Source organism: Nocardioides potassii (assembly GCF_021648885.1).
GTDB classification, from domain to species: domain Bacteria; phylum Actinomycetota; class Actinomycetes; order Propionibacteriales; family Nocardioidaceae; genus Nocardioides; species Nocardioides potassii.
In genome coordinates this window covers 161,175-180,794 of sequence record NZ_JAKJHZ010000009.1, presented here as the reverse complement: position 1 = coordinate 180,794, position 19,620 = coordinate 161,175, and the positions used below count along the sequence as shown (strand labels likewise).

General features: G+C 72.5%; 20 protein-coding genes. 8 read left to right on the top strand and 12 right to left on the bottom strand.

Annotated features, from left to right (window positions below; all coding sequences use genetic code 11):
- Positions 1-4: 4 nt before the first annotated feature.
- The gene (locus L2K70_RS14605) at positions 5-1,858 is read right to left on the bottom strand and encodes an AMP-dependent synthetase/ligase (protein ID WP_236402913.1); all 1,854 of its coding nucleotides are present in this window, start codon (positions 1,856-1,858) and stop codon (positions 5-7) included.
- Between the two features lie 150 nt (positions 1,859-2,008).
- Between L2K70_RS14605 and L2K70_RS14600 the strand changes: the two genes are divergently transcribed.
- A complete protein-coding gene (locus L2K70_RS14600; protein ID WP_236402912.1) occupies positions 2,009-3,574 on the top strand; it encodes a methyl-accepting chemotaxis protein in 1,566 nt (521 codons plus the stop codon).
- 48 nt (positions 3,575-3,622) lie between these two features.
- Here L2K70_RS14600 and L2K70_RS14595 read toward each other — a convergent pair whose 3' ends face one another.
- Positions 3,623-4,138: a metallophosphoesterase family protein gene (locus L2K70_RS14595; RefSeq protein ID WP_236402911.1), complete on the bottom strand. Its 516-nt coding sequence runs from the start codon at positions 4,136-4,138 to the stop codon at positions 3,623-3,625.
- A 39-nt stretch (positions 4,139-4,177) separates the two neighbouring features.
- On the opposite strand from L2K70_RS14595, the gene L2K70_RS14590 reads away from it, so the two are divergent.
- From L2K70_RS14590 to L2K70_RS14575, 4 genes are all read left to right on the top strand, one after another.
- The gene (locus L2K70_RS14590; RefSeq protein ID WP_236402910.1) at positions 4,178-4,456 is read left to right on the top strand and encodes a hypothetical protein; all 279 of its coding nucleotides are present in this window, start codon (positions 4,178-4,180) and stop codon (positions 4,454-4,456) included.
- 93 nt (positions 4,457-4,549) lie between these two features.
- Positions 4,550-4,993: a ferritin-like domain-containing protein gene (locus L2K70_RS14585; protein WP_236402909.1), complete on the top strand. Its 444-nt coding sequence runs from the start codon at positions 4,550-4,552 to the stop codon at positions 4,991-4,993.
- Between the two features lie 33 nt (positions 4,994-5,026).
- Complete coding sequence (locus L2K70_RS14580; protein WP_236402908.1) at positions 5,027-6,259, top strand: NAD(P)/FAD-dependent oxidoreductase; 1,233 nt, start codon at positions 5,027-5,029, stop codon at positions 6,257-6,259.
- Entirely contained in the window at positions 6,256-7,176 is a 921-nt protein-coding gene (locus L2K70_RS14575; RefSeq protein ID WP_236402907.1) for an NAD(P)/FAD-dependent oxidoreductase, read from the top strand. The genes L2K70_RS14580 and L2K70_RS14575 overlap by 4 nt, the downstream gene beginning before the upstream one ends.
- On the opposite strand, the gene L2K70_RS14570 is transcribed toward L2K70_RS14575, so the two are convergent.
- Positions 7,163-7,528, bottom strand: a complete 366-nt coding sequence (locus L2K70_RS14570; RefSeq protein ID WP_236402906.1) for a nuclear transport factor 2 family protein — start codon at positions 7,526-7,528, stop codon at positions 7,163-7,165. The two genes, L2K70_RS14575 and L2K70_RS14570, sit on opposite strands and share 14 nt — an antisense overlap.
- 67 nt (positions 7,529-7,595) lie before the next feature.
- Complete coding sequence (locus tag L2K70_RS14565; protein WP_236402905.1) at positions 7,596-8,393, bottom strand: DinB family protein; 798 nt, start codon at positions 8,391-8,393, stop codon at positions 7,596-7,598.
- A gap of 99 nt (positions 8,394-8,492) precedes the next feature.
- Between L2K70_RS14565 and L2K70_RS14560 the strand changes: the two genes are divergently transcribed.
- Positions 8,493-9,317, top strand: coding sequence for an NADPH-dependent oxidoreductase (locus tag L2K70_RS14560; protein WP_236402904.1), 825 nt, complete (start codon positions 8,493-8,495; stop codon positions 9,315-9,317).
- A 76-nt stretch (positions 9,318-9,393) separates the two neighbouring features.
- Positions 9,394-10,263 (top strand): helix-turn-helix transcriptional regulator, encoded by an 870-nt coding sequence (locus L2K70_RS14555; protein ID WP_236402903.1) that lies wholly within the window; start codon positions 9,394-9,396, stop codon positions 10,261-10,263.
- A gap of 4 nt (positions 10,264-10,267) precedes the next feature.
- On the opposite strand, the gene L2K70_RS14550 is transcribed toward L2K70_RS14555, so the two are convergent.
- The gene (locus L2K70_RS14550) at positions 10,268-11,161 is read right to left on the bottom strand and encodes an aldo/keto reductase (RefSeq protein WP_236402902.1); all 894 of its coding nucleotides are present in this window, start codon (positions 11,159-11,161) and stop codon (positions 10,268-10,270) included.
- 83 nt (positions 11,162-11,244) lie between these two features.
- The gene (locus L2K70_RS14545; protein ID WP_236402901.1) at positions 11,245-12,393 is read right to left on the bottom strand and encodes an acyl-CoA dehydrogenase family protein; all 1,149 of its coding nucleotides are present in this window, start codon (positions 12,391-12,393) and stop codon (positions 11,245-11,247) included.
- An 82-nt stretch (positions 12,394-12,475) separates the two neighbouring features.
- On the opposite strand from L2K70_RS14545, the gene L2K70_RS14540 reads away from it, so the two are divergent.
- Positions 12,476-12,997 (top strand): hypothetical protein, encoded by a 522-nt coding sequence (locus L2K70_RS14540; protein WP_236402900.1) that lies wholly within the window; start codon positions 12,476-12,478, stop codon positions 12,995-12,997.
- Between the two features lie 5 nt (positions 12,998-13,002).
- On the opposite strand, the gene L2K70_RS14535 is transcribed toward L2K70_RS14540, so the two are convergent.
- From L2K70_RS14535 to L2K70_RS14510, 6 genes are all read right to left on the bottom strand, one after another.
- Positions 13,003-13,887: an oxygenase MpaB family protein gene (locus L2K70_RS14535; RefSeq protein ID WP_236402899.1), complete on the bottom strand. Its 885-nt coding sequence runs from the start codon at positions 13,885-13,887 to the stop codon at positions 13,003-13,005.
- The gene (locus tag L2K70_RS14530) at positions 13,875-14,915 is read right to left on the bottom strand and encodes an LLM class F420-dependent oxidoreductase (protein ID WP_236402898.1); all 1,041 of its coding nucleotides are present in this window, start codon (positions 14,913-14,915) and stop codon (positions 13,875-13,877) included. Before L2K70_RS14530 ends, L2K70_RS14535 begins: the two co-directional genes overlap by 13 nt.
- A 24-nt stretch (positions 14,916-14,939) precedes the next feature.
- Positions 14,940-15,326: an EVE domain-containing protein gene (locus L2K70_RS14525; RefSeq protein ID WP_236402897.1), complete on the bottom strand. Its 387-nt coding sequence runs from the start codon at positions 15,324-15,326 to the stop codon at positions 14,940-14,942.
- Positions 15,327-15,472: 146 nt separating this feature from the next.
- Positions 15,473-17,233: an ABC transporter ATP-binding protein gene (locus tag L2K70_RS14520; protein ID WP_236402896.1), complete on the bottom strand. Its 1,761-nt coding sequence runs from the start codon at positions 17,231-17,233 to the stop codon at positions 15,473-15,475.
- Positions 17,230-18,945, bottom strand: a complete 1,716-nt coding sequence (locus L2K70_RS14515) for an ABC transporter ATP-binding protein (RefSeq protein ID WP_236402895.1) — start codon at positions 18,943-18,945, stop codon at positions 17,230-17,232. The genes L2K70_RS14520 and L2K70_RS14515 overlap by 4 nt, the downstream gene beginning before the upstream one ends.
- A gap of 55 nt (positions 18,946-19,000) precedes the next feature.
- Positions 19,001-19,612 (bottom strand): alpha/beta hydrolase, encoded by a 612-nt coding sequence (locus tag L2K70_RS14510; RefSeq protein WP_236402894.1) that lies wholly within the window; start codon positions 19,610-19,612, stop codon positions 19,001-19,003.
- Positions 19,613-19,620: the final 8 nt, after the last annotated feature.

Below are 19,620 nucleotides of genomic sequence, written 5' to 3'. Positions count from 1 at the left end.
TCGATCACGCGTAGAGCGAGTCGACCACGTCGGCGTACTTGGTCCTGACGACCCGGCGCTTGAGCTTGAGCGTCGGGGTGAGCTCCTCGGACTCCGCCGTCCACTCGTCCGGCAGCAGCTCCCACGCCTTGACCTGCTCAGGCCGGGAGAGCCGCTCGTTGGCCGCGTCGACCGCCGCCTGCGCCATCGCCCGGATCTGCGGCTTGGTCGACAGGTCGGCGAGGTCGGTGAACTCGATGCCCATCTTGGCGGCGACCAGCGGCGCGATCTCGCCGTCGAGGGTGAGGATCGCGACGACGAACGACTGGCCGTCGCCGAGCGCCATCGCGTGCCCCACGATCGGCGACTCCTTGAGGTAGTTCTCGATGTTGGACGGCGCGATGTTCTTGCCGGCCGAGGTGATGATCAGCTCCTTCTTGCGGTCGACGATGGAGTAGAAGCCGTCCTCGTCGACCGTGCCGATGTCGCCGGTGTGGATCCAGCCGTCCTCGTCGATGAGGGCGCGGGTTGCCTGCTCCTGCTTGTGGTAGCCGGGGGTGTTGACCGGGCCGCGGCACAGGATCTCGCCGTCCTCGTCGAGGCGCACCTCGATGCCGGGGTTGGGCACGCCGACGGTGCCCAGCTTGAAGTGGTCGGGTCCGTTGGAGGTGAAGGCCCCGGTGGTCTCGGTCATGCCGTAGACGTCGTAGACCCGCAGGCCGAGGCCGCCCATGAACTTGGCGACCTCGAGCGGCATCGGCGCGGCAGCGCTGGCCGCCCACTCGACCTGGTCGAGGCCGAGCAGCAGCCGGAGGAACCCCAGGATCGCCTCGTCCGCCTTCGCGTAGGCCTGCTCGACCTCCGGCGTCATCTCCCTGCCGTACTCGTGGGCCTCCGTCCACGCGAGTCCGGCGGCCATCGCGTTGCGGACGAGCTCCTGGTTGTCGGGGTCGGGGTCCTCGGCGAGCTTGGCGGAGATCCCGGTCTTGATCTTCTCCCAGACGCGCGGGACGCCGAAGAACGCGGTCGGGTGCACCTCGCCGAGCGCGCCGAGGAGCCCGGCGGGGTCGGGGATCGCGTGCACGTGGCTGCCGAGGAAGGGCGGGGCGTACGTCGCCAGCACCCGCTCGGCGATGTGGGCGAGCGGGAGGTAGGAAACGGTCCGCTGCGGCCCCTCGAGGCCGGCGTTGTCGAGCGTCGAGACCGCCTCGAACATGACGTTGTGGTGGGTCAGCACGACGCCCTTGGGGTTGCCGGTGGTGCCCGAGGTGTAGAGGTAGGTGGCCGGCAGGTCCGGGGTGATCCGGTCCATCCGCTCCTCGACGCCGCTGGTGTCCTCACCGCGGGCGAGCAGGTCGTCCCACGTCATCACCCGCGGGTCGTCGACGCGGTCGGCATCGGAGAGCATCACGACGTGCCGGACCGAGTCGACGTCGGCGAGCGCCTTCTCCCAGCGCTGGTAGCGGTCGTGGTCCTCGAGGATCACGACGACCGGCCGTGACTCGCCCGCGATGAAGGCGACCTGGTCCTGGGCGAGGGTGTTGTAGATCGACATCGGGACCGCTGCTGCCGTCATCGCGCCGTAGTCGGCCAGCGTGTGCGCCGTACGGTTCGACGCCATGACCGCGACCGGGTCGCCCTTCTCGACGCCGAGGTCCATCAACGCGGCTGCGACCCGCTGGGTCTGTGCCCACGTCTCGGCCCACGAGATCGTCGACCACGTCTCGCCCTCCGGCACGTCGAAGCGGTCGGAGAAGGCGGGCTGGTCGCCGAACCTCTCGGCTGCCTGGCGCACGGTGGCCGGCATGTGCAGGCCGAGGATGCGGGCCTCGTACTCCTCGCGGACTGCTGCGACGTCGGCGGGTACCTCGGTGGCCATGTGCTCTCCTCGGGGGTGGGGCGTGACGGGGGTCACATCATCGCGGGTGGAGGCCGCGGTGTCGACGCACTCCTCAGGACGGTTCCGCCGGTGCCGATCACCACCTCACGCGCCGAACGGGCGACACACGGACTGCTAGGGGAACCGCTGATGAAGGTCAACTGGACGATCGGTCGCAGGATCGCTGTCATCACTGCATTCGGCTTGGTCGCGACGGCGTCGGTCGCCGGCGTCGCCTGGACGACCGCAGGTGACGTCGCGGGCGACGCCGGCGCCGCGCGCAACGACAACGCGGCGCTGTCGGCGTACAAGTCCCTCGACACGCGTGCGAGCGAGCTCAAGGTCACCGCCCTCAAGGCCCTCCTCGCCGACGACCCCTCGACCCTGCAGGCCGACGTCGACGAGGACACCGCGACTGTCGCGTCGCTCGTCGAGGACCTGCGCGCCCTGGACCTCGCGCCGGACAGCCCGGCGCGCGTCGAGGAGGTGGCGGACGCGTTCGCCACCTACACCGACACGATCGCGACCATCGTGGGGTCGGCGCGCGGGGACGGCGCAGGCGGAGCCGCAGGCGTGGAGCAGGTGCAGGCAGCCAACGACGTGACGGACGCCCTCCTCTCCGACTCCATCGACAAGGTCTCGGCAGACGCCGACGGCTCGGGAGCGGCCCTCGCCTCGGCCACGCACAGCCTGCGGACGGTCGTGCTGGTCGTGGCCCTCATCGGGCTCGTCGGCCTCACCCTGCTGGCCTGGCTGATCACACGCAGCCTGGTCGGGCCGATGCGGGCGGCGATCGCCGCGCTGCAGCAGTTCGCCAGCGGCGACCTCACGCAGCACCTGCCCCAGACCGCGACCGGGTGCACCGGTCTGCTCCAGGTCGCGGTGAACGAGTCCATCGCCTCGGTCAGGGGCATCGTCGAGACGGTCGGCGGCTCCGCGAACGCCGTGGCGGTCGCCACCGAGCAGCTGTCCAGCGCCAGCCACCAGATCGCCGCCGGCGCGGAGGAGACGAGCGTGCAGGCCGGCGTGGTGTCGGACGCAGCGACCGAGGTCTCGCGCAACGTGGCGACGGTCGCGGCCGGCTCCGACGAGATGGGCTCGGCGATCCGCGACATCGCACACTCCGCCAACGAGGCGGCCCGCGTCGCCGCGCAGGCCGTGACGATGGTCGACACCACGAACCAGACGATCGCCCAGCTCGGCACCTCGAGCCAGGAGATCGGTGCCGTCGTCAAGACCATCACGTCCATCGCCGAGCAGACGAACCTGCTCGCCCTCAACGCCACCATCGAGGCGGCACGCGCGGGGGAGGCCGGCAAGGGCTTCGCCGTGGTCGCCAACGAGGTCAAGGAGCTCGCGCAGGAGACCGCCCGCGCCACGGACGACATCGCCCAGCGCGTGCAGGCCATCCAGGCCGACACGTCGGGGGCCGTGGTCGCGATCCGCGAGATCGGTGACATCGTCACCGCCATCAACGACCACCAGAACACGATCGCCGCCGCGGTCGAGCAGCAGACCGCGACCACGCAGGAGATGAGCCGCAACGTCGGCGAGGCGTCGACCGGCACCGGTGAGATCGCCACGAACATCTCCGGAGTCGCAGCAGCCGCCGACACGACGACGGTCGCGGTCAACCAGACCCTCGCCGCGATCGGTGAGCTGGTGACGATGACGTCCAGCCTGACCGCCGAGATGGGCCGCTTCCGCGTCGCGTGAGGCACGTGGCCGAGCCCCGCGCGGTCCCCGTCGCGCGGGGCTCGGTCGCTACCCGGCGGACCGCGGCGGCAGCCGGTGCAGCGTGACGTCCCGCAGCTTGCCGGCGTCGACCACGGCCGTCATGTAGGTGCAGTGCGGCTGCCGGCGCCGGTCGGTCGGCGACCCGGGGTTGAGCAGGCGCAGGCCCGACGCGGTGGTGGTGTCCCAGGGGATGTGGCTGTGGCCGAAGACGAGCACGTCCACGTCGTCGTACGCCGCGCTCATCCGTTCGTCGCGACCGGTCGACGGCCCGGTCTCGTGCACGACGGCGAGCCGCAGTCCCTCGATCTCGACCCGCGCCACCTCCGGCAGGCGCTCCCGGAGCTCGCCGTGGTCGTTGTTGCCGTGGCACGCCACGAGCCGGCGCGAGCGGGCCTCGAGCTCGTCGAGCAGGCGTACGTCGACCCAGTCCCCGGCGTGCACCACGACGTCCGCCTCGGCCACGGCGCGCCACACGTCCGCCGGCAGGTCGCGCGCCCGCTTCGGCACGTGGGTGTCGGCCAGCAGGAGCAGTCGGGTCGCCATGCGGCCAGTGAATCCCATGCGGGTGGGTACTTCACGCGCATGACCACTGACGACACCGTCGACGACATCGTCGCGGAGGCTGCCCTGCAGCTCTGGTCCGCGGCGCAGATCGACTTCGACCCCTTCGAGGTCCCCTCGGACGAGTGGCCCGACGACGCGGTGCCCGTGCGCGACGCGGACATCGCGGTGGACGCCCGGCTCGAGCTCGACGACGTCCGCGCGGCACTGGACCGCCTCGACGGGGAGAGGCTGGTCGTGGGCCGCGAGGCGGGCACGGTCAGCGTGCTGCGGGTGCTGCCCGAGGACACCCCTCTCTGAGGGTGGGCGCGGGCGGCACCCCACCCCCGGGGATGTTTCGTCGCCCCGATCGGTCGGCAACCGTGGACGGTCCCCTACGAAGGAGAGAACACCGTGTCTGATGACGCCAAGGCCGCCAAGGAGCTCGTCGAGACCCTCAAGGACGGCGAGAAGGGCTACGCCAGCGCCGCCGACAAGCTGCGCGACAGCGACCGTCCGGAGTGGGCCACCACCATGCAGCGGTTCTCCGAGCAGCGCGCCGGCTTCGCTCGCGAGATCGTCGAGATGGGCCACGAGTACGGCGACGACGTCGACGAGAGCGGCACCGTGACCGCAGCGCTGCATCGCGGCTGGCTGTCGCTGAAGGACGCCGTCACCGGCGACGACCCGGACGCCGTGCTGGGTGCCGCCGAGACCGGTGAGGACCACGCCGTCAAGGAGTACGAGGACGCGCTAAAGATGGACCTCAGCGTCGGCTTCCGCGAGGTCGTCGTCCGCCAGCAGGCCGACGTCATCGCCGCCCGCGACGAGCTCAAGGCGCTCAAGAACGCCGGCTGACGCACCCCACCGCCCGCTGGCTAGGGTCGCGGCATGAGAGCCGAGGTCGTGGTCGTGGGTGCCGGACTGGCCGGCCTGCGGTGCGCGCAGGTGCTGGCCGACGCCGGCCGGGACGTCGTGGTGCTCGAGGCCTCCGACGACGTCGGCGGGCGCATCCGCACCGACCGCGTCGACGGGTTCCTCGCCGACCGCGGCTTCCAGGTGCTCAACCCCGCCTACCCGGCCGTACGGCGCTGGGTCGACGTCGACGCGCTGCGGCTCCAGCCCTTCGGGGCCGGGGTCGCGGCGCGCAGCGGCCCGGGCGACCGCGGCCTCGACGTGCTCGCCCATCCGCTCCGCAGCCCGCGCCTGCTGCCCGCCACGGTCCGCGTGGCGGGCCGCCGCCCGGCCGAGGTCGCCGCGCTCGCCCGGTGGGCCGCCCCGCTCCTCCGCCCGCGACCCGGCCGGTCGCTGTCGGAGGTCCTGGAGAGCCGTCCCGACGTGGACCGCCGCACGGCGCTCGACCGGGCCGGCGTGGACGGACTGCTCCGCCGGGTCATCGACCGCTTCCTCTCGGGCGTGGTGCTCGAGGACGACGGCAGCACCGCCGACCGCTACACCCTCCTGCTGGCCTGGATGTTCGCCCGCGGTGTGCCCTCGTTGCCCGCGGACGGGATGACCGCCCTGCCGCGTCAGCTGGCGGCCCCGCTCGGGGACCGGGTCCGGCTCGGCCAGGCCGCCCGTCGGGTCACCGGGACGAGCGTGCAGACCGACGACGGGACGTGGAGCGCCGACCACGTCGTCGTCGCGACCGATGCTGTCGCCTCCGCCGCCCTCACCGGGGGACCGTCGCCGGCCACGAAGGGCGTCGTCACCACGTGGTGGTCGGCCGCCGAGGCGCCCGCCACCGACCTCGTGCACGTCGACGGCCGCGAGAGGCCGACCGGTCCGCTGGTCAACGCCGCGGTCGTCTCCCGCGCGGCGCCGTCGTACGCCCCTCCGGGCCGGCACCTGGTCCAGGGCTCGGCCCTGCTCGGGCCGGGCCGGGACACCGACGAGGCCTCGATGCGGCGTCACGCGGCCGAGCTGCTCGGCACGACCTCGGCCGGCTGGGAGGTCGTCGTGCGCCACGAGGTGCCGCACGCGCTCCCGGTGCAGCCGGCTCCGTTCACCTCCCGACGGCCGGTGCGCGTCGGTGACCTCGTGCTGTGCGGCGACCACCGCGACACCGGGTCGATCCAGGGCGCGCTCGTCAGCGGCCAGCGGGCCGCGGAGGCACTCCTGTGAGCGACGTCGTGGTCGTCGGCGCCGGCCTCGCGGGCGTGGCCTGCGCACGCGAGCTCCGTGCCGCGGGCCTCGGGGTGCGGGTCCTCGACCGTGGGCACGTCCCGGGTGGGCGGATGGCGTCGAAGCGGCTGTGGGGACGGCCGGTCGACCTGGGCGCGTCCTACCTCACGGTCGACGACCCCGGCTTCCGGGCGGTCGTCGACGACTGGGCCGCGCGCGGCCTGGCGCACCGGTGGACCGACACGTTCGAGGTGCTCGGCGACGAGCCGCGGACCACCACCGGGCCAGTCCGGTGGGGCGCTCCGCGCGGGCTGCGGTCGCTGGTCGAGGACCTCGCCGAGGGGCTCGACGTCGAGCGCGGCGAAGTGGCCGGCCTCGCGGCGGTCGACGCCCGAGCCGTCGTGCTCGCGATGCCCGACCCGCAGGCCCGGCGACTGGTCGGCGACCACCCGGTCGCCTCGCTCCTGGACCGCGAGTGGGAGCCCGTGATCGCGCTCGCCGCCCGGTGGCCCGAGCGGTCGTGGGACCTCGACGGCGCCTTCGTGAACGACGACCCGGACGTCGCCTGGATGGCCGACGACGGGCGCAGGCGCGCGGACGACGCGCCAGTGCTCGTCGCGCACTCGACGCCCGGGCTGGCCGCGCGTCACCTCGACGACCCCTCCGGAGCGGCACCCGCCCTCGTCGCAGCCGTACGGCGACTCGTCGGCGTCGGCGAGCCGGACGAGGTCCACGTCCACCGCTGGACCTTCGCCCGCCCGACCGGCGAGCGCGAGCCGTCGTACGCCCTCGTCGACGGTGACCCGCTCGTGGGCGTGTGCGGCGACGGCTGGGGGCCGACCCCGAAGGTCGAGACCGCCTGGGTGTCGGGCACCGCCCTGGGTCGTGCCCTCGCGGAGCGGCTCAGCGGGGCCTGAAGCCCGAGCACATGATCCGCAGGTGCTCGATCGTGTCGGCGCCGCGGTAGTAGGCCTGCTGCTCGGTGATGCGCGGTCCCGTGGGCGTGACGAGGTCGAGCCGGTAGCTGACGTGCGAGGTGTCGGCGACGTCGTCGCGCTCGGTGATGTCGATGACCCGCTCGACCTCGTCCTCCGGCTCGAACCACGACCCGAAAAGCACCTCGACGACGTCGTCGGGACCCGTCCCCTCCCACGTCCGGCCGGGTGTCAGGCCGCGGAAGTCGACGTCGTCGGCGAGCACCGCGCGCAGTGCGTCCTCGTCCTTGGCGGCGATGGCGTGCGCGAAGCGAGCGCCCAGCGAGTCGGTCATGCGTCCAGTGTGGCGCCGGCGGCCGGATCGCGGAAGTGGTCCGGACGCGGGTGCACGTGGCCCCTGGTCAGCCGGCGCCCAGCGCCCTGAGGTCGCGCTCGGCGTAGAGCCGGTGCTGGAACTCCTCGTTGAGCACCACACGCAGGCAGTCGGCCACCGTGAGGTCGGTCGCGTCGGTGAGGAACGGCGTCGCGGAGGTGACCCGGCGGCCGAGCCCCTTGTCGGTGATCCCGTCGAGCACCTCGGCCACGGTGGCGCGTCGTTGGCGGCGCAGGTCCATCACCTCGTGGAGGTCCGGCTTGATCCGGCGCACCCAGGGGACGCCCTCGTGGACGGGTGCCTCGTCCCACGGCAGGTCGAGCGGGTGCCAGGGCGACTTCTGCGCCAGGACGACGCCGCCGATCCAGCAGGCGTGCGCGAAGCCGAGGTGGCGCAGCGTCTCGATGTAGGACCACTCCCCGTCGACCTGCTCGTGGAGCTTCTCGGGCGGCAGGGTCCGGGCGAGGTCCGTGGTCTCGCCCCAGAGCCGGTCCATGGTCCCGAACGCCTCCCAGAAGCCGGCGACGTCCGTCGGCGACATGAGCGCGCGCTCGGGCATCCTCCGGTTGAGCTCGGCCTCGACGAAGGGCACCACGTCGATCCCGTTGACGACGAGGCGGACCACCTCGCCGCTGATCTCCAGGTCCGGGATCTCGACACCGTGCATCCGGACGCCGTCGAAGTAGGCCGCGCGGATCCTGCTGTTGCTGAGGTCGACCTCCCGGATGACCGCTCCGCTCAAGTCGACGCCGCGGAACGTGCTGCCCGAGAGATCGACCCGATCGAAGCTCGACCCCGAGAGGTCCTGCTCGCTGAAGTCGGTCATGGGGACAGGCTAGGAGGGGATGCGGACGATCGGGGGGTGAATGCAGGACCTGCATCCCTCAGGCGTTAAATACACAAAACAAGTACGTATTATCGAGATATGACGATCACCGACCGCATCCAGGACCTCGGCTGGAACCAGAGGTACGGCGACGACGACGAGCGGCCCACCGCCCCCTCCGACGTCGTCCGCCTCCAGCTCGCCCACCGGTCCGTCCGACGCTTCCTGCCCGACGCGGTCTCCGACGACGACCTGCGCACGCTCGTGGCTGCTGCGCAGTCGGCGCCGACGTCGTCCAACCTGCAGCCGTGGAGCGTCGTGGCGGTCCGTGACCCCGAGCGACGCAGGCGGCTCTCCACGCTCGCCGCCCGCCAGCAGTTCGTCGCCGACGCGCCGCTCCTGCTCGTGTGGATCGCCGACCTCGGCCGCGCCCGGCGGCTCGCCGAGAGCCGCGAGCACAAGCTCGAGGCCGCGGACTACCTCGAGACCGCGCTGATCGGCTTCATCGACGTGGCCCTCGCCGCCCAGAACGCGGTCGTCGCGGCCGAGTCGCTCGGGCTCGGCTCATGCTACGTCGGGGCCATCCGCAACAACCCCGAGGAGGTCGCCGCCGAGCTCGGGCTGCCGCCGCACGCGATCGCCGCATTCGGCCTGGCCGTCGGCCGGCCCGACCCGACCGAGCGCGCCGGGGTCAAGCCGCGGCTTCCCCAGCAGGCGGTGCTGCACCACGAGCAGTACGACGCCGAGCTGGCCGACGCGCACCTGGCGGCGTACGACGAACGGCTCGCCGCCTACAACCGGCGCTTCGGCCTCGACGGCGCGTGGACCGACCGCGTCCTCACCCGCCTCGCCGGACCCGAGTCGATGGCCGGGCGGCACCGTCTCCGGGAGGCGCTGGAGCGTCTCGGCCTCCCGGTGAGGTGATCCGCGCGGCAGGGTGGGAACCGCAGTCCCACCCTGACGCCGTACGACGTCACGCCTCCGGTGCGAGACTCGGGGGATGGACCTCAACGGGCTCGGCGAGCAGCTGCGGCTGTGGCGCGACCGGGTCACGCCCGAGGCGGTCGGCCTGCCCAGCCAGCCGCGGCGACGCGCACCGGGCCTGCGCCGCGAGGAGGTCGCCCAGCTCGCCGGCGTCTCTGCCGACTACCTGGTCCGTCTGGAGCAGGGCCGGGCACGCCACCCCTCGGTCCAGGTCGTCCAGTCGCTGGCCCGCGCGCTCCGGCTCGACACCGACGAGCGCGACGTGCTCTTCCGGCTGGCCGGCCACCTGCCCCCGTCGCCGTCACGGATCGAGCGTCACGTGCCGCCGAGCGTGATGCGCCTCGTCGACCGCCTCGGCGACACCCCCGTCAGCGTGATCGACGCGTCGTGGCAGACGATCCTGCAGAACCAGGCGGCTGATGCGCTGTTCGGTGACCTGTCGAGGGAGTCCGGGCGCGGTCGCAACCGTGCGTGGCGCACCTTCATGGACCTGCCGGGGATGGGCCGCTTCGAGCCGCAGACCCGGTCGATGGTCGAGCGGGAGGTGGTCGCCGACCTCCGCGCCGCGCGGCTCCGGCTCCCCGACGACCCCGACCTCGCCTCGCTGGTCGACGACCTGCTGCGGGAGAGCGCGCGCTTCGCCGAGCTCTGGGAGACGACGCCTGCGAAGCCGCGGGGTGCCCAGCGCAAGACGCTGCACCACCCTGTTGTCGGCTGGCTGACCCTCGACTGCGACAAGCTGACGGTCAACGACGGCGAGCTGCAGATCGTCGTCTTCACCGCCGAGCCGGGTTCGCCGGACGCCGAGGCCCTCGCGTTGGCGGTGGTCATCGGGCTGCAGCAGCTGGGCGAGCAGCTGGACGAGGAGCTCACCGCCGGCAGGTAGAGGGTCAGTGGCCGACCGGTGCCGGCTCCACCCGCTCCAGCCGGGCGAGGTCGTCGTCGTCGAGCTCGACGTCGAGCACGGCCATGTTCTCCTCGAGGTGTGCCACGGACTTCGTGCCCGGGATGAGGAGCATCCGGTCGTACTGGGCGAGGAGCCAGGCCAGCGCCACCTGGCTGGCGGTGGCGCCGTGCTTCGCCGCGACCGAGGCGACGTGCGGGTCGGCGGCGAGGGCCGCTGGTCCGCCGGTGAAGGCGGAGCCGAGCGGGAAGTAGGGCACGTAGGCGATGCCGAGCTCGCGACAGACGTCCAGCACCGGCTCGTCGCGGCGGTCGAGGATGCTGAACGCGTTCTGCACCTCGCCGATCCCGACCAGGTCGTGCGCGCGTCGTACGGTCTCCGCGGTGACGCTGGAGACGCCGATCAGGTCGATCTTCCCCTCGTCGCGGAGCGCGGCGAGCGCACCGAGCTGGTCCTCGAGGGCGGGCTCGCGGCGGTCCGGGTCGTCGCGCTCGAACCGGCGGAGGTTGACCAGGTCGATCCGCTCGACGCCGAGGGAGCGCAGGTTCTGCTCGACCTGGTGCGTCAGGTCGGCGGGCTCGGCGCCGGGCACCCAGCCGCCCCGGTCGTCGCGCGTCGCGCCGACCTTGGTGACGAGCCGCAGCTCCTCGGGGTAGGGGTGCAGGGCCTCTCGGATGAGGTCGTTGACGACGTCGGGACCGTAGAACTGGGCGGTGTCGATGTGGTCGACGCCGAGCTCGATCGCACGCCGCAGCACCGCGCGCGCACCGTCGGGGTCGGCCGGGGGACCGAAGACGCCCGGGCCGGCGAGCTGCATGGCACCGAAGCCGATGCGGTGGACGGGCTTGTCGCCCAGGAACGAGGAGTGGGAGGTGGTCATGGCTCCACCGTGCGTCGGTCCGCGGACCCGGGCCAGTGGACCCGTTGTCCTGGGAAGGGGAGTACCACCGTCGAGGAGCGCGGCTACAGCCCGAGCATCCGCCCGATGATCTCCTTCTGGATCTCGGTGGTGCCGCCGTAGATCGTCTGGATGCGCGAGTCGACGTAGGCCTTCGAGATCGGGTACTCGTTCATGTAGCCGTAGCCGCCGTGCAGCTGGACGCCCGCGTCGACGACGCGCTTCTGGAGCTCTGTGGTCCACCACTTGGCCATCGAGGCGAGGGCGGTGTCGACCTGCCCGGCGTTGAGCTTCATGACGCAGTCGTTGATGAAGACCCGAGCGATGTGGGCCTCGGTCGCCATCTCGGCCAGCACGAAGCGGTTGTGCTGGAACTTCCCGATCGGCTTGCCGAAGGCCTCCCGCTCCCTGGCGTAGGCCAGGCACAGGTCGAGGACGTGCTCGATCGCGGCGACGGCGATGCAGCCGATCGAGATCCGCTCCTGCGGCAGGTTCTCCATCAGCGAGATGAAGCCGGAACCCTCGGCGCCCAGCAGGTTCTCCTTCGGGACGTGCACGTCGGTGAACGACAGCTCGGCCGTGTCCTGCGCGTGCAGCCCCATCTTGTCGAGGTTGCGGCCACGTTCGAAACCCTCCATCCCGCGCTCGACCACGAGCAGCGAGATGCCCTGGTGGCCGGCGTCGGGGTCGGTCCGGCAGACCACGATCACGAGGTCGGCCAGGATGCCGTTGGAGATGAAGGTCTTGGAGCCGTTGAGGACGTAGTGGTCGCCGGCGTCGACGGCGGTCGTACGGATGCCCTGCAGGTCCGAGCCCGCGCCCGGCTCGGTCATCGCGATGGCGGTGACGATGTCGCCCGAGACGCAGCCGGGCAGCCAGCGCCGCTTCTGCTCCTCGGTGCCGAGGGAGGAGATGTAGGGGACGATGATGTCGGTGTGCACGGCGAAGCCAGGGCCCGAGGCCCCGGCGCGGGCCGACTCCTCGGCGAGCACCATGTTGTAGCGGAAGTCCCTGATGCCGGGTCCGCCGTACTCCTCCTCGACGTCGAAGCACAGCAGCCCGCGCTCGCCGGCCCTGCGCCAGACCTCGCGGTCGACGATCCCGGCCTCCTCCCAGGCGGGGTGGTGCGGCACGACCTCCTTGTCGAAGAAGGCGCGCGCGACGGCACGGAAGTCCTCGTGCTCCTGCTCGAGGATCGACGGTCGGTCAGGCATGTGACTGGCTCCTTGGTACGAGTTGGTCCGGGTCGTCCTGCAGGGTGAGGTGTTGCGGTGGCGCCGCGTCTACCGTCGCTGGATGGGTCTCGTGAGCACGTCCGTCCGCGCAACGCACCTCGTCACCAACGCCGCCTGGTTCGGCGGATCGCTGTTCGGCGCCGTCGGGCTCAACCCGGCCGCGCGCGAGCCCGACACCGAGCGTGAGCGCGTCGAGGTCTCGGGGACCGGTTGGGAGCGCTGGGGGCCGGTGCAGGGCGCGGCCATCGCGCTGCACCTCCTGAGCGGCCTGGCGATCACGGCGGACAACCGCAACCGCGTGGCGAGCCATCCGCCGACCACGGCCACGACGATCGCGAAGACCGTCCTGACCGGTGCTGCGCTCGCCTCGACCGCTGCGGCCTACGTGTACGGCGAGCGGCTCGGTGACGCGTCCGGTGAGGACGGCCATCCGAAGGACCCCGGCGTCGCCGAGGATGCTCGTGACAAGCTCATGTGGCTGCAGTGGGCCACGCCGGCCCTGACCGGAGCGGTCCTCGTGCTGGACGCGCTCCTGGGCGAGCAGCAGCGAGGCGCTGCCGGCCTGCTCGACCGTCCGTGGTGACGTGGTCATGAGGCTGTCCTGTTGAGGTGGTCGAGCATGGACAGCGGGCCGAGGTCCTCGAGCCGGTAGCCGTGCGGGTAGGTGAGGGGTCGGTGGACGTACGCCGTCCGCCGGGGCGGTGCGAACCGGAGCAGGCGACCGCGCAGCCGCAGCCCGCCGCGGACCGCCCGGACGAACCACCGCGGCTGCCGCGGCAGGCCGAGCGCCTCGCGGAGCGGCTCGTCCATCACCGCGATCGTGACCCGGCGCAGCAGGGGCCGCATCCACGGAGGGGACACCTCGCGGGCGATCCGGATGGACGACTCGGCCAACCGTGTGGCGGCGGGCGTGCGGGCGAACAGCCGCCGCTCGGTGTCGACGAGCAGCGTGAGGTAGCCGTCGTACGTCGTCGGCAGGCCCTTGATGCCCATCAGCTCGCCGAAGCGCGTCGTCACCTTGGCGATCGCGGCGAGCTCCTTCGGGTCGAGGCGGCGCCAGCCATAGGCGTCGATCCAGCGGACCGGTCCGACGATCGTGGTCGCGAGGACGTAGGCGAGCTCCTCGTTGGTGATGTCGTAGTGGCCGTGGATCCGGTTGAGCCGGCGCAGCGCGGCGTGCGAGCGCGGCGAGTCGATGCCCTCGAGCGTCGCCTCGTCGCCGATCAGGATGGTGTCGTCGTAGCGCTTGGCGCCGTGGTCTGCGAACTCCCGCGTGCGGTCGAGCAGCTCGGCGATCGAGGGGATCCCGTAGTCGCGCAGGAACGCGATGCCGGTGCCCTGTGTGTAGTCCCACGGGAACTCGAAGCGCGCCGTGAGCCGCAGGATCTCGTCGTGGTCGACCTCCGGGTCCAGGGCCTGGATCCTGCTCAGGTTGGCGAAGCGGCCGGGCGCGTGGAGCTTCAGGACACCCATTCCTTCACCTGGGCCACCGTCGCAGCCGGGTCGTCGCTCACCGGGGTGATGTTGAGGTCGGTCACGCCGGCCTCCTGGAAGGCGGCGATCCGCTCCTTGACGTAGGACTCCGGGCCGACGAGGTTGGCGGCCTCGAGCCACTCGGTGGGGATGAGCGCCTCGGCCTCCTTCTTCTTGCCGGAGAGGTAGAGGTCCTGGATCTCCTCCGCCTCCTTCTCGTAGCCGTAGGCGCGGGCGACGTCGTTGTAGAAGTTCTTGCCCTTGGCGCCCATCCCGCCGACGTAGAGCGCGAAGACCGGTCGCGCGAAGTCGAGCAGCGCCTTGGTCTCCGGGCCCTCGCCGATCGCGACCATGCCGCCGGCCATCACCTGCAGCGGGTCGAGGCCGTCGAGACGCTTGGCGTTGCCGGCCGCGAGCGCGTCGCCCCAGACCAGGTGCGCCTTCTCGGGGTGGAAGAGGTGGGGGATCCAGCCGTCGGCGATCTCGGCCGTCTGCTCGACGTTCTTCGGGCCGAGGGCGGCGATCCAGATCGGGATGGTGTCGCGCTCGGGCCTCGTCAGCAGCTTGAGCGGCTTGCCGAGGCCGGTGACGGCGCCGTCCTCCTTGGTCAGCGGCAGGTGGAACTCACCGTCCGCGCTGAGCGGCTCCCGCTTCAGGCCGCTGCGGATGATCTCGACGACCTCCTGGGTGCGCGCCATGGGCTTGCGGTAGGGGACGCCGTGGAAGCCCTCGATCACCTGCGGCCCACTCACGCCGATGCCCAGGATCGCGCGACCGCCGCTGACGTTGTCGAGCCCGGCCGCTGTCTGCAGCAGCGCTCCCGGGGTGCGCGAGTAGATGTTGAGGATGCCGGAGCCGATCTTGACGGTCTCCGTCTTCGCGGCGAGGTAGCCCATCAGCGTGGGGGAGTCGAAGCCGTAGGCCTCCGCGACCCACACGCTGTCGAGGCCCGCCCGCTCCAGCGCGACCACGTCGTCGGCCGCCTTCCTCGGGTTGCCGTCGTACATCAGCAGGGTGGCGAGGCGCATGCCGCAATCGTGACAGTGACGCTGTCACGATGGCAAGAGTGCTGCGACCGCCTCCGCGTCGTCGGGCGGCAGATCGAAGAAGCCGAACCGGATCCGGCTGGTCGGGAGGTGGTCGCGCACGGCGTCCAGCGGCACCGGCTCGATCTCGCGCAGGCTGGCCGCGCGCTTCCACCCCCCTTCGATGACCGTGCTCGGCTCCGGCTCGTCGCCCGTGACCTCGCCGACGAACGTGATCGCCCGCAGCGGCTCGCCCTGGGGGAACGTGGTCGTGGGGGAGTAGACGAGGACCCGGTCACCGACGGACATCCTGGCCACCGGCGCCCGCTTGCCGTGGTTGGCCATCACGAACCCCTCGTCCGCGCCGCGCCGCGCGTGGTCGCGGGAGGCGACGAGGACCCACGTTCGTGTCATGCGATCCACGTTAGGTCGAGGGTCCGACAACACGTGTCCGAGAGATGGCCCCGATTCGGCCGATCCCGGGGCCACGACGCGGACACGTGTACGCCGTCAGCGACGGAGGTCGTCGAGGATCCGCTGCGCCGAGGATGGACCGCGGGCTACTCGACGACCGTGGTGGAGCCGTGCCAGGACTCCCAGAGGGCGGCGTAGGAGCCGCCGGCGGCGACGAGGTCGTCGTGGGAGCCGAGCTCGGAGATGACCCCGTCCTCGACGACGGCGACCCGGTCGGCGTCGTGGGCGGAGAAGAGGCGGTGGGCGATCGCGATGACCGTACGTCCCTCGAGCACCGCCGCCAGCGAGCGTTCGAGGTGGCGGGCGGCGCGCGGGTCGATGAGCGAGGTGGCCTCGTCGAGGACGAGGGTGTGCGGGTCGGCGAGCACCAGCCGGGCGAGCGCGACCTGCTGGGCCTGGGCGGGCGTGAGCGCGCGGCCGCCGGAGCCGACGACGGTGTCCAGGCCCTCGGGGAGCGCGGACACCCACTCCCACGCGTCGACGGCGTCGAGCGCGGACCGGATCGCCTCGTCGGAGGAGCCGGGGCGGGCGAGGACGACGTTGTCGCGCAGGGTGCCGACGAAGACGTGGTGCTCCTGCGTGACCAGCGCGACGTGGCCGCGCAGGTCGTCGAGCGGCAGCTCGACCAGGCCGACGTCGCCGACGGTCACGCGCCCGGTGCGCGGCGGGTGGATGCCGGCGAGCAGGCGGCCGAGCGTCGACTTGCCGGCACCCGACGGGCCGACCATCGCGATGCGCTCACCCACGCCGACATCGAGGTCGACGCCGTGCAGCACGTCGCGGCCCTCGATGTAGGAGAACCGCACGTCCTCGGCGTCGATCTTCTCGTCCACCGGCACGGCTCCCGTGACCGAGCGGTCGTCCGGCACCTCGGCCACTCCCAGCAGCCGGGCGAGCGAGGCCGCACCCACCTGGAGCTCGTCGAGGATCGAGATCAGCCGGTCGACCGGGTCGATGAGCATCTGGACGTAGAGCGTCGCGGCGGTCACCTCGGCGAGCGAGACCTGCCCCCGCGTGTAGAGCCAGCCGCCGAAGAGCAGCGTGCCGACGACCGGCAGCAGGTAGGCGATCTCCATCGACGGGAAGAACACGGTGCGCAGCCGCAGCGTGTAGCGCTCGGCGTCGTAGGACGCCTTGCAGTCCGCGTCGCCACGAGCGACCCGGTCCGCCCCGAGACCGAGCGACTCGACGGTGCGGGCGCCCTCGACGGTCTCGGCGAGGGTGGTGGTGATCTGGCTGTACGACGCCGACTCGCGCTCGTAGCCCGGGCGGGCGCGCCGGAGGTACCACCGCAGCCCCGTCACGAGCGGCGGCAGCGCGAGCAGGCAGGGCAGGAAGACCCACCAGCCCACGGACACCGCGGCGGCGAAGGTGAGGACCGCGGTGACCACCGCGATGGTCCACTCGGGCAGCGCGTAGCGCACCGACCAGCCGAGCTGGTCGACGTCGCGGCTGGTCCGGGTGAGCAGGTCGCCGGAGCCGGCCGACTCGACCGTGCCGACCGGCAGTGCGAGGGCGTTGGCGACGAAGTCCTCGCGCAGCTCGGCCAGCACCTGCTCGCCGAGGGCCTGGGACAGGTAGCGGGCGTAGCGCGTCAGCACCGTCTGCAGCAGGAGGAACCCCGCGAGCAGGACGGCGACGCGGTCGACGTGCGAGACGGTCGTGCCGTCCTCGACGGCCTGCACCAGGCCGCCGAGGAGCCGCGGTGCGGCCAGCCCGGCGCACGCCGCGAGGACGTGCAGGGCGAGCGCCGACCACAGCATCCGCGGGTGGCGGCGGGCGATGTCGCGGGCGTAGCGCCGTACGGCAGCGGGGTCGGCGACCGGCAGGCGCTGACCGGTGCTCACGACGCCACCTCCGACACGTCGCGGGTGACGACCGCGCGGTAGACGGGGTCGGTCTCGAGCAGCTCGGCGTGCGTGCCGGTCGCGACGACCCGCCCGTCGACCAGGAGCGCGACCTCGTCGACCGCGTCGAGCAGGAGCGGGCTGGCGGTCGTCACCACGGTCGTCCGCCCCGCGCGGTGATCGCGCAGGCGCGAGGCGATCCGTGCCTCGGTGTGGGCGTCGACCGCCGAGGTGGGCTCGACCAGCACGAGGACCTCGGGGTCGGTGGTCAGCGCGCGGGCGAGCACGAGCCGCTGCCGCTGACCGCCGGAGAACGTCCGGCCACGCTCGGCGACGACCGTGTCGAGGCCGTCGGGCAGCCCGTCGAGGACGTCCTCCGCCGAGGCCGTGTGCATCGCAGCCTCCACCCCGCCGCGTCCGCCCACGTCGAGGCCCGCGGCGAGCGGACCGCTGAAGAGCATGCTGCTGGTGTCGGACACCACGATGCGGCGGCGCACCTCGCCCAGCGCCATCGCCGTCAGCGGTACGCCGCCCAGCGTCACGTCGTCGTCCACGGTCGCGGCGCCGAGGCCGAGGCGGTCCGCCAGCGCCGCGGAGTCGTCGGGCTGGTCGCTGACGATCGCCACCATCCGGCCGGGCTCGGCGCGGAAGCCCGAGCGGGCGTCAGCGAGGACGCTGCCGGCCGGCGGAGCAGGGCGGGGTGCGGCGGGGTCGACGACGTCCGGGTCCAGGTCGAGCAGGAGGCACACGCGGCGAGCCGCGACGTGGGCGCGGATGAGCTTGTTGCCGAACTCCGTCGCGGTGCGCAGCGGCAGGAGGAGGAAGGCGGCGTAGCCGTAGAACGCGACGAGCTCGCCGGCGGAGATCCGCCCCGACACCGCCGTCCGTGCGCCGAGCCAGACGACCAGCACGACGAAGACGCCGGGCAGCAGCACCTGGAGGGCGTCGAGCACGGACTGGATCCGCGCGACCCGCACACCTGCGGAGCGTGCCGCCTGCGACTCGCGGCGGTAGCGGTCGAGGAACACCTGCTCCCCGCCGACGCCGCGCAGCACGCGCAGCCCGCCGACGATGTCGCTCGCGGTGTTGGCGAGCGCGCCCATCAGGTGGCGCTGGTCCGCGCTCCGCGCCTGCAGGGGCTTGAGCAGCGGGCCGATCGCCAGGACCAGGAGCGGCACGCCGATCAGCACCACGAGCCCGAGCGTCACCGACGTGCGCAGCAGCAGGACGGCGACGAGGAAGAAGGAGACGACGGAGCCGGTGAACCGGGCGCTGATGTCCATCAGGCCCCCGATGTAGGACAGGTCGTTGGTGCCGATGGCGACGACCTCGCCGGTCGACACCTTGCGCGGGAGGGTGCCGCCGAGTCGGACGGTCTGGCGGGTCACCAGCTGCACCGTGCGGTACGCGGCGGTGAGCCAGTTGGTGACGGCGAAGCGGTGCCGCATGATCCCGCTGACGGCCTGCACCAGGCCCACGCCGAGCATCACCCCGGTCCAGAGGACCAGCTGGGAGGTGTCCTTGTCGGCCACGCCGCGGTCGATCGCCAGGCCGAGGATCGCCGGCATCACGGCCTGGGCCCCGCCCCACAGGATGCCGAAGAACATCCCGCCGAGGAGGGTGACCCGCTGGCGCCGCGCCATCCACCACAGGAACCGGCCTGGTGTGCGGTGGTCCGCCGTTCCTGGGTCCGGGACGGGGAGGCTGCGCACCGGCCGATCGTAGGTTCGGCCTCCGGCGGGCGACGAATCCTTTTCGGCGCCGCTGTCAGCCGAGCAGCGTCGACACCACGAAGTCGGTCGCCCACTCCTCGAAGTCGCGTCCGTGGCGCAGCATCGCGTGCCTGCCGCCCTCGATCGTGACGCGCTCGACTTCGGTGCCCGCGGCCAGGCGTCGTACGAAGTCCGCCGAGCGCGACGGCAGCGCGACCCGGTCGTCGGTGCCGTGGACCACGAGGACGCGGCGACCGCGCAGGTCGACGGTGTCGGTGGGCAGCACCCACGGGTTCAGCGCGACGACGCACCGCACGTGCGGGTCGTCACCAGCGAGGAGCGCGGCCCGGCCGCCGAGCGAGTGGCCGACGAGCGCCACGGGCAGGTCGCCGTGCTGGTCGCGGACCTGCTCGATCGCCCACCGCGCGTCCATCACCGGCGTCGTCCGGCTGTCCCACCCGCGGTGCGAGTTCAGGAGGCGGTGGACGGCGAGCCGGGACCGGCCGGCCCGGGCGATCCGGCGGGCGATCGGGACCATCCGCAGCACCGACAGCTGGGTGGGGCTCACCATCACCTGCTCACCGCGGCTCGCGCCACCGTGCAGCAGGATGACGACGCCCTCGGGGGAGCGGGGCGTACGGACGGGGACGAGGCGCGCGTGCGTCATGGCGTGCG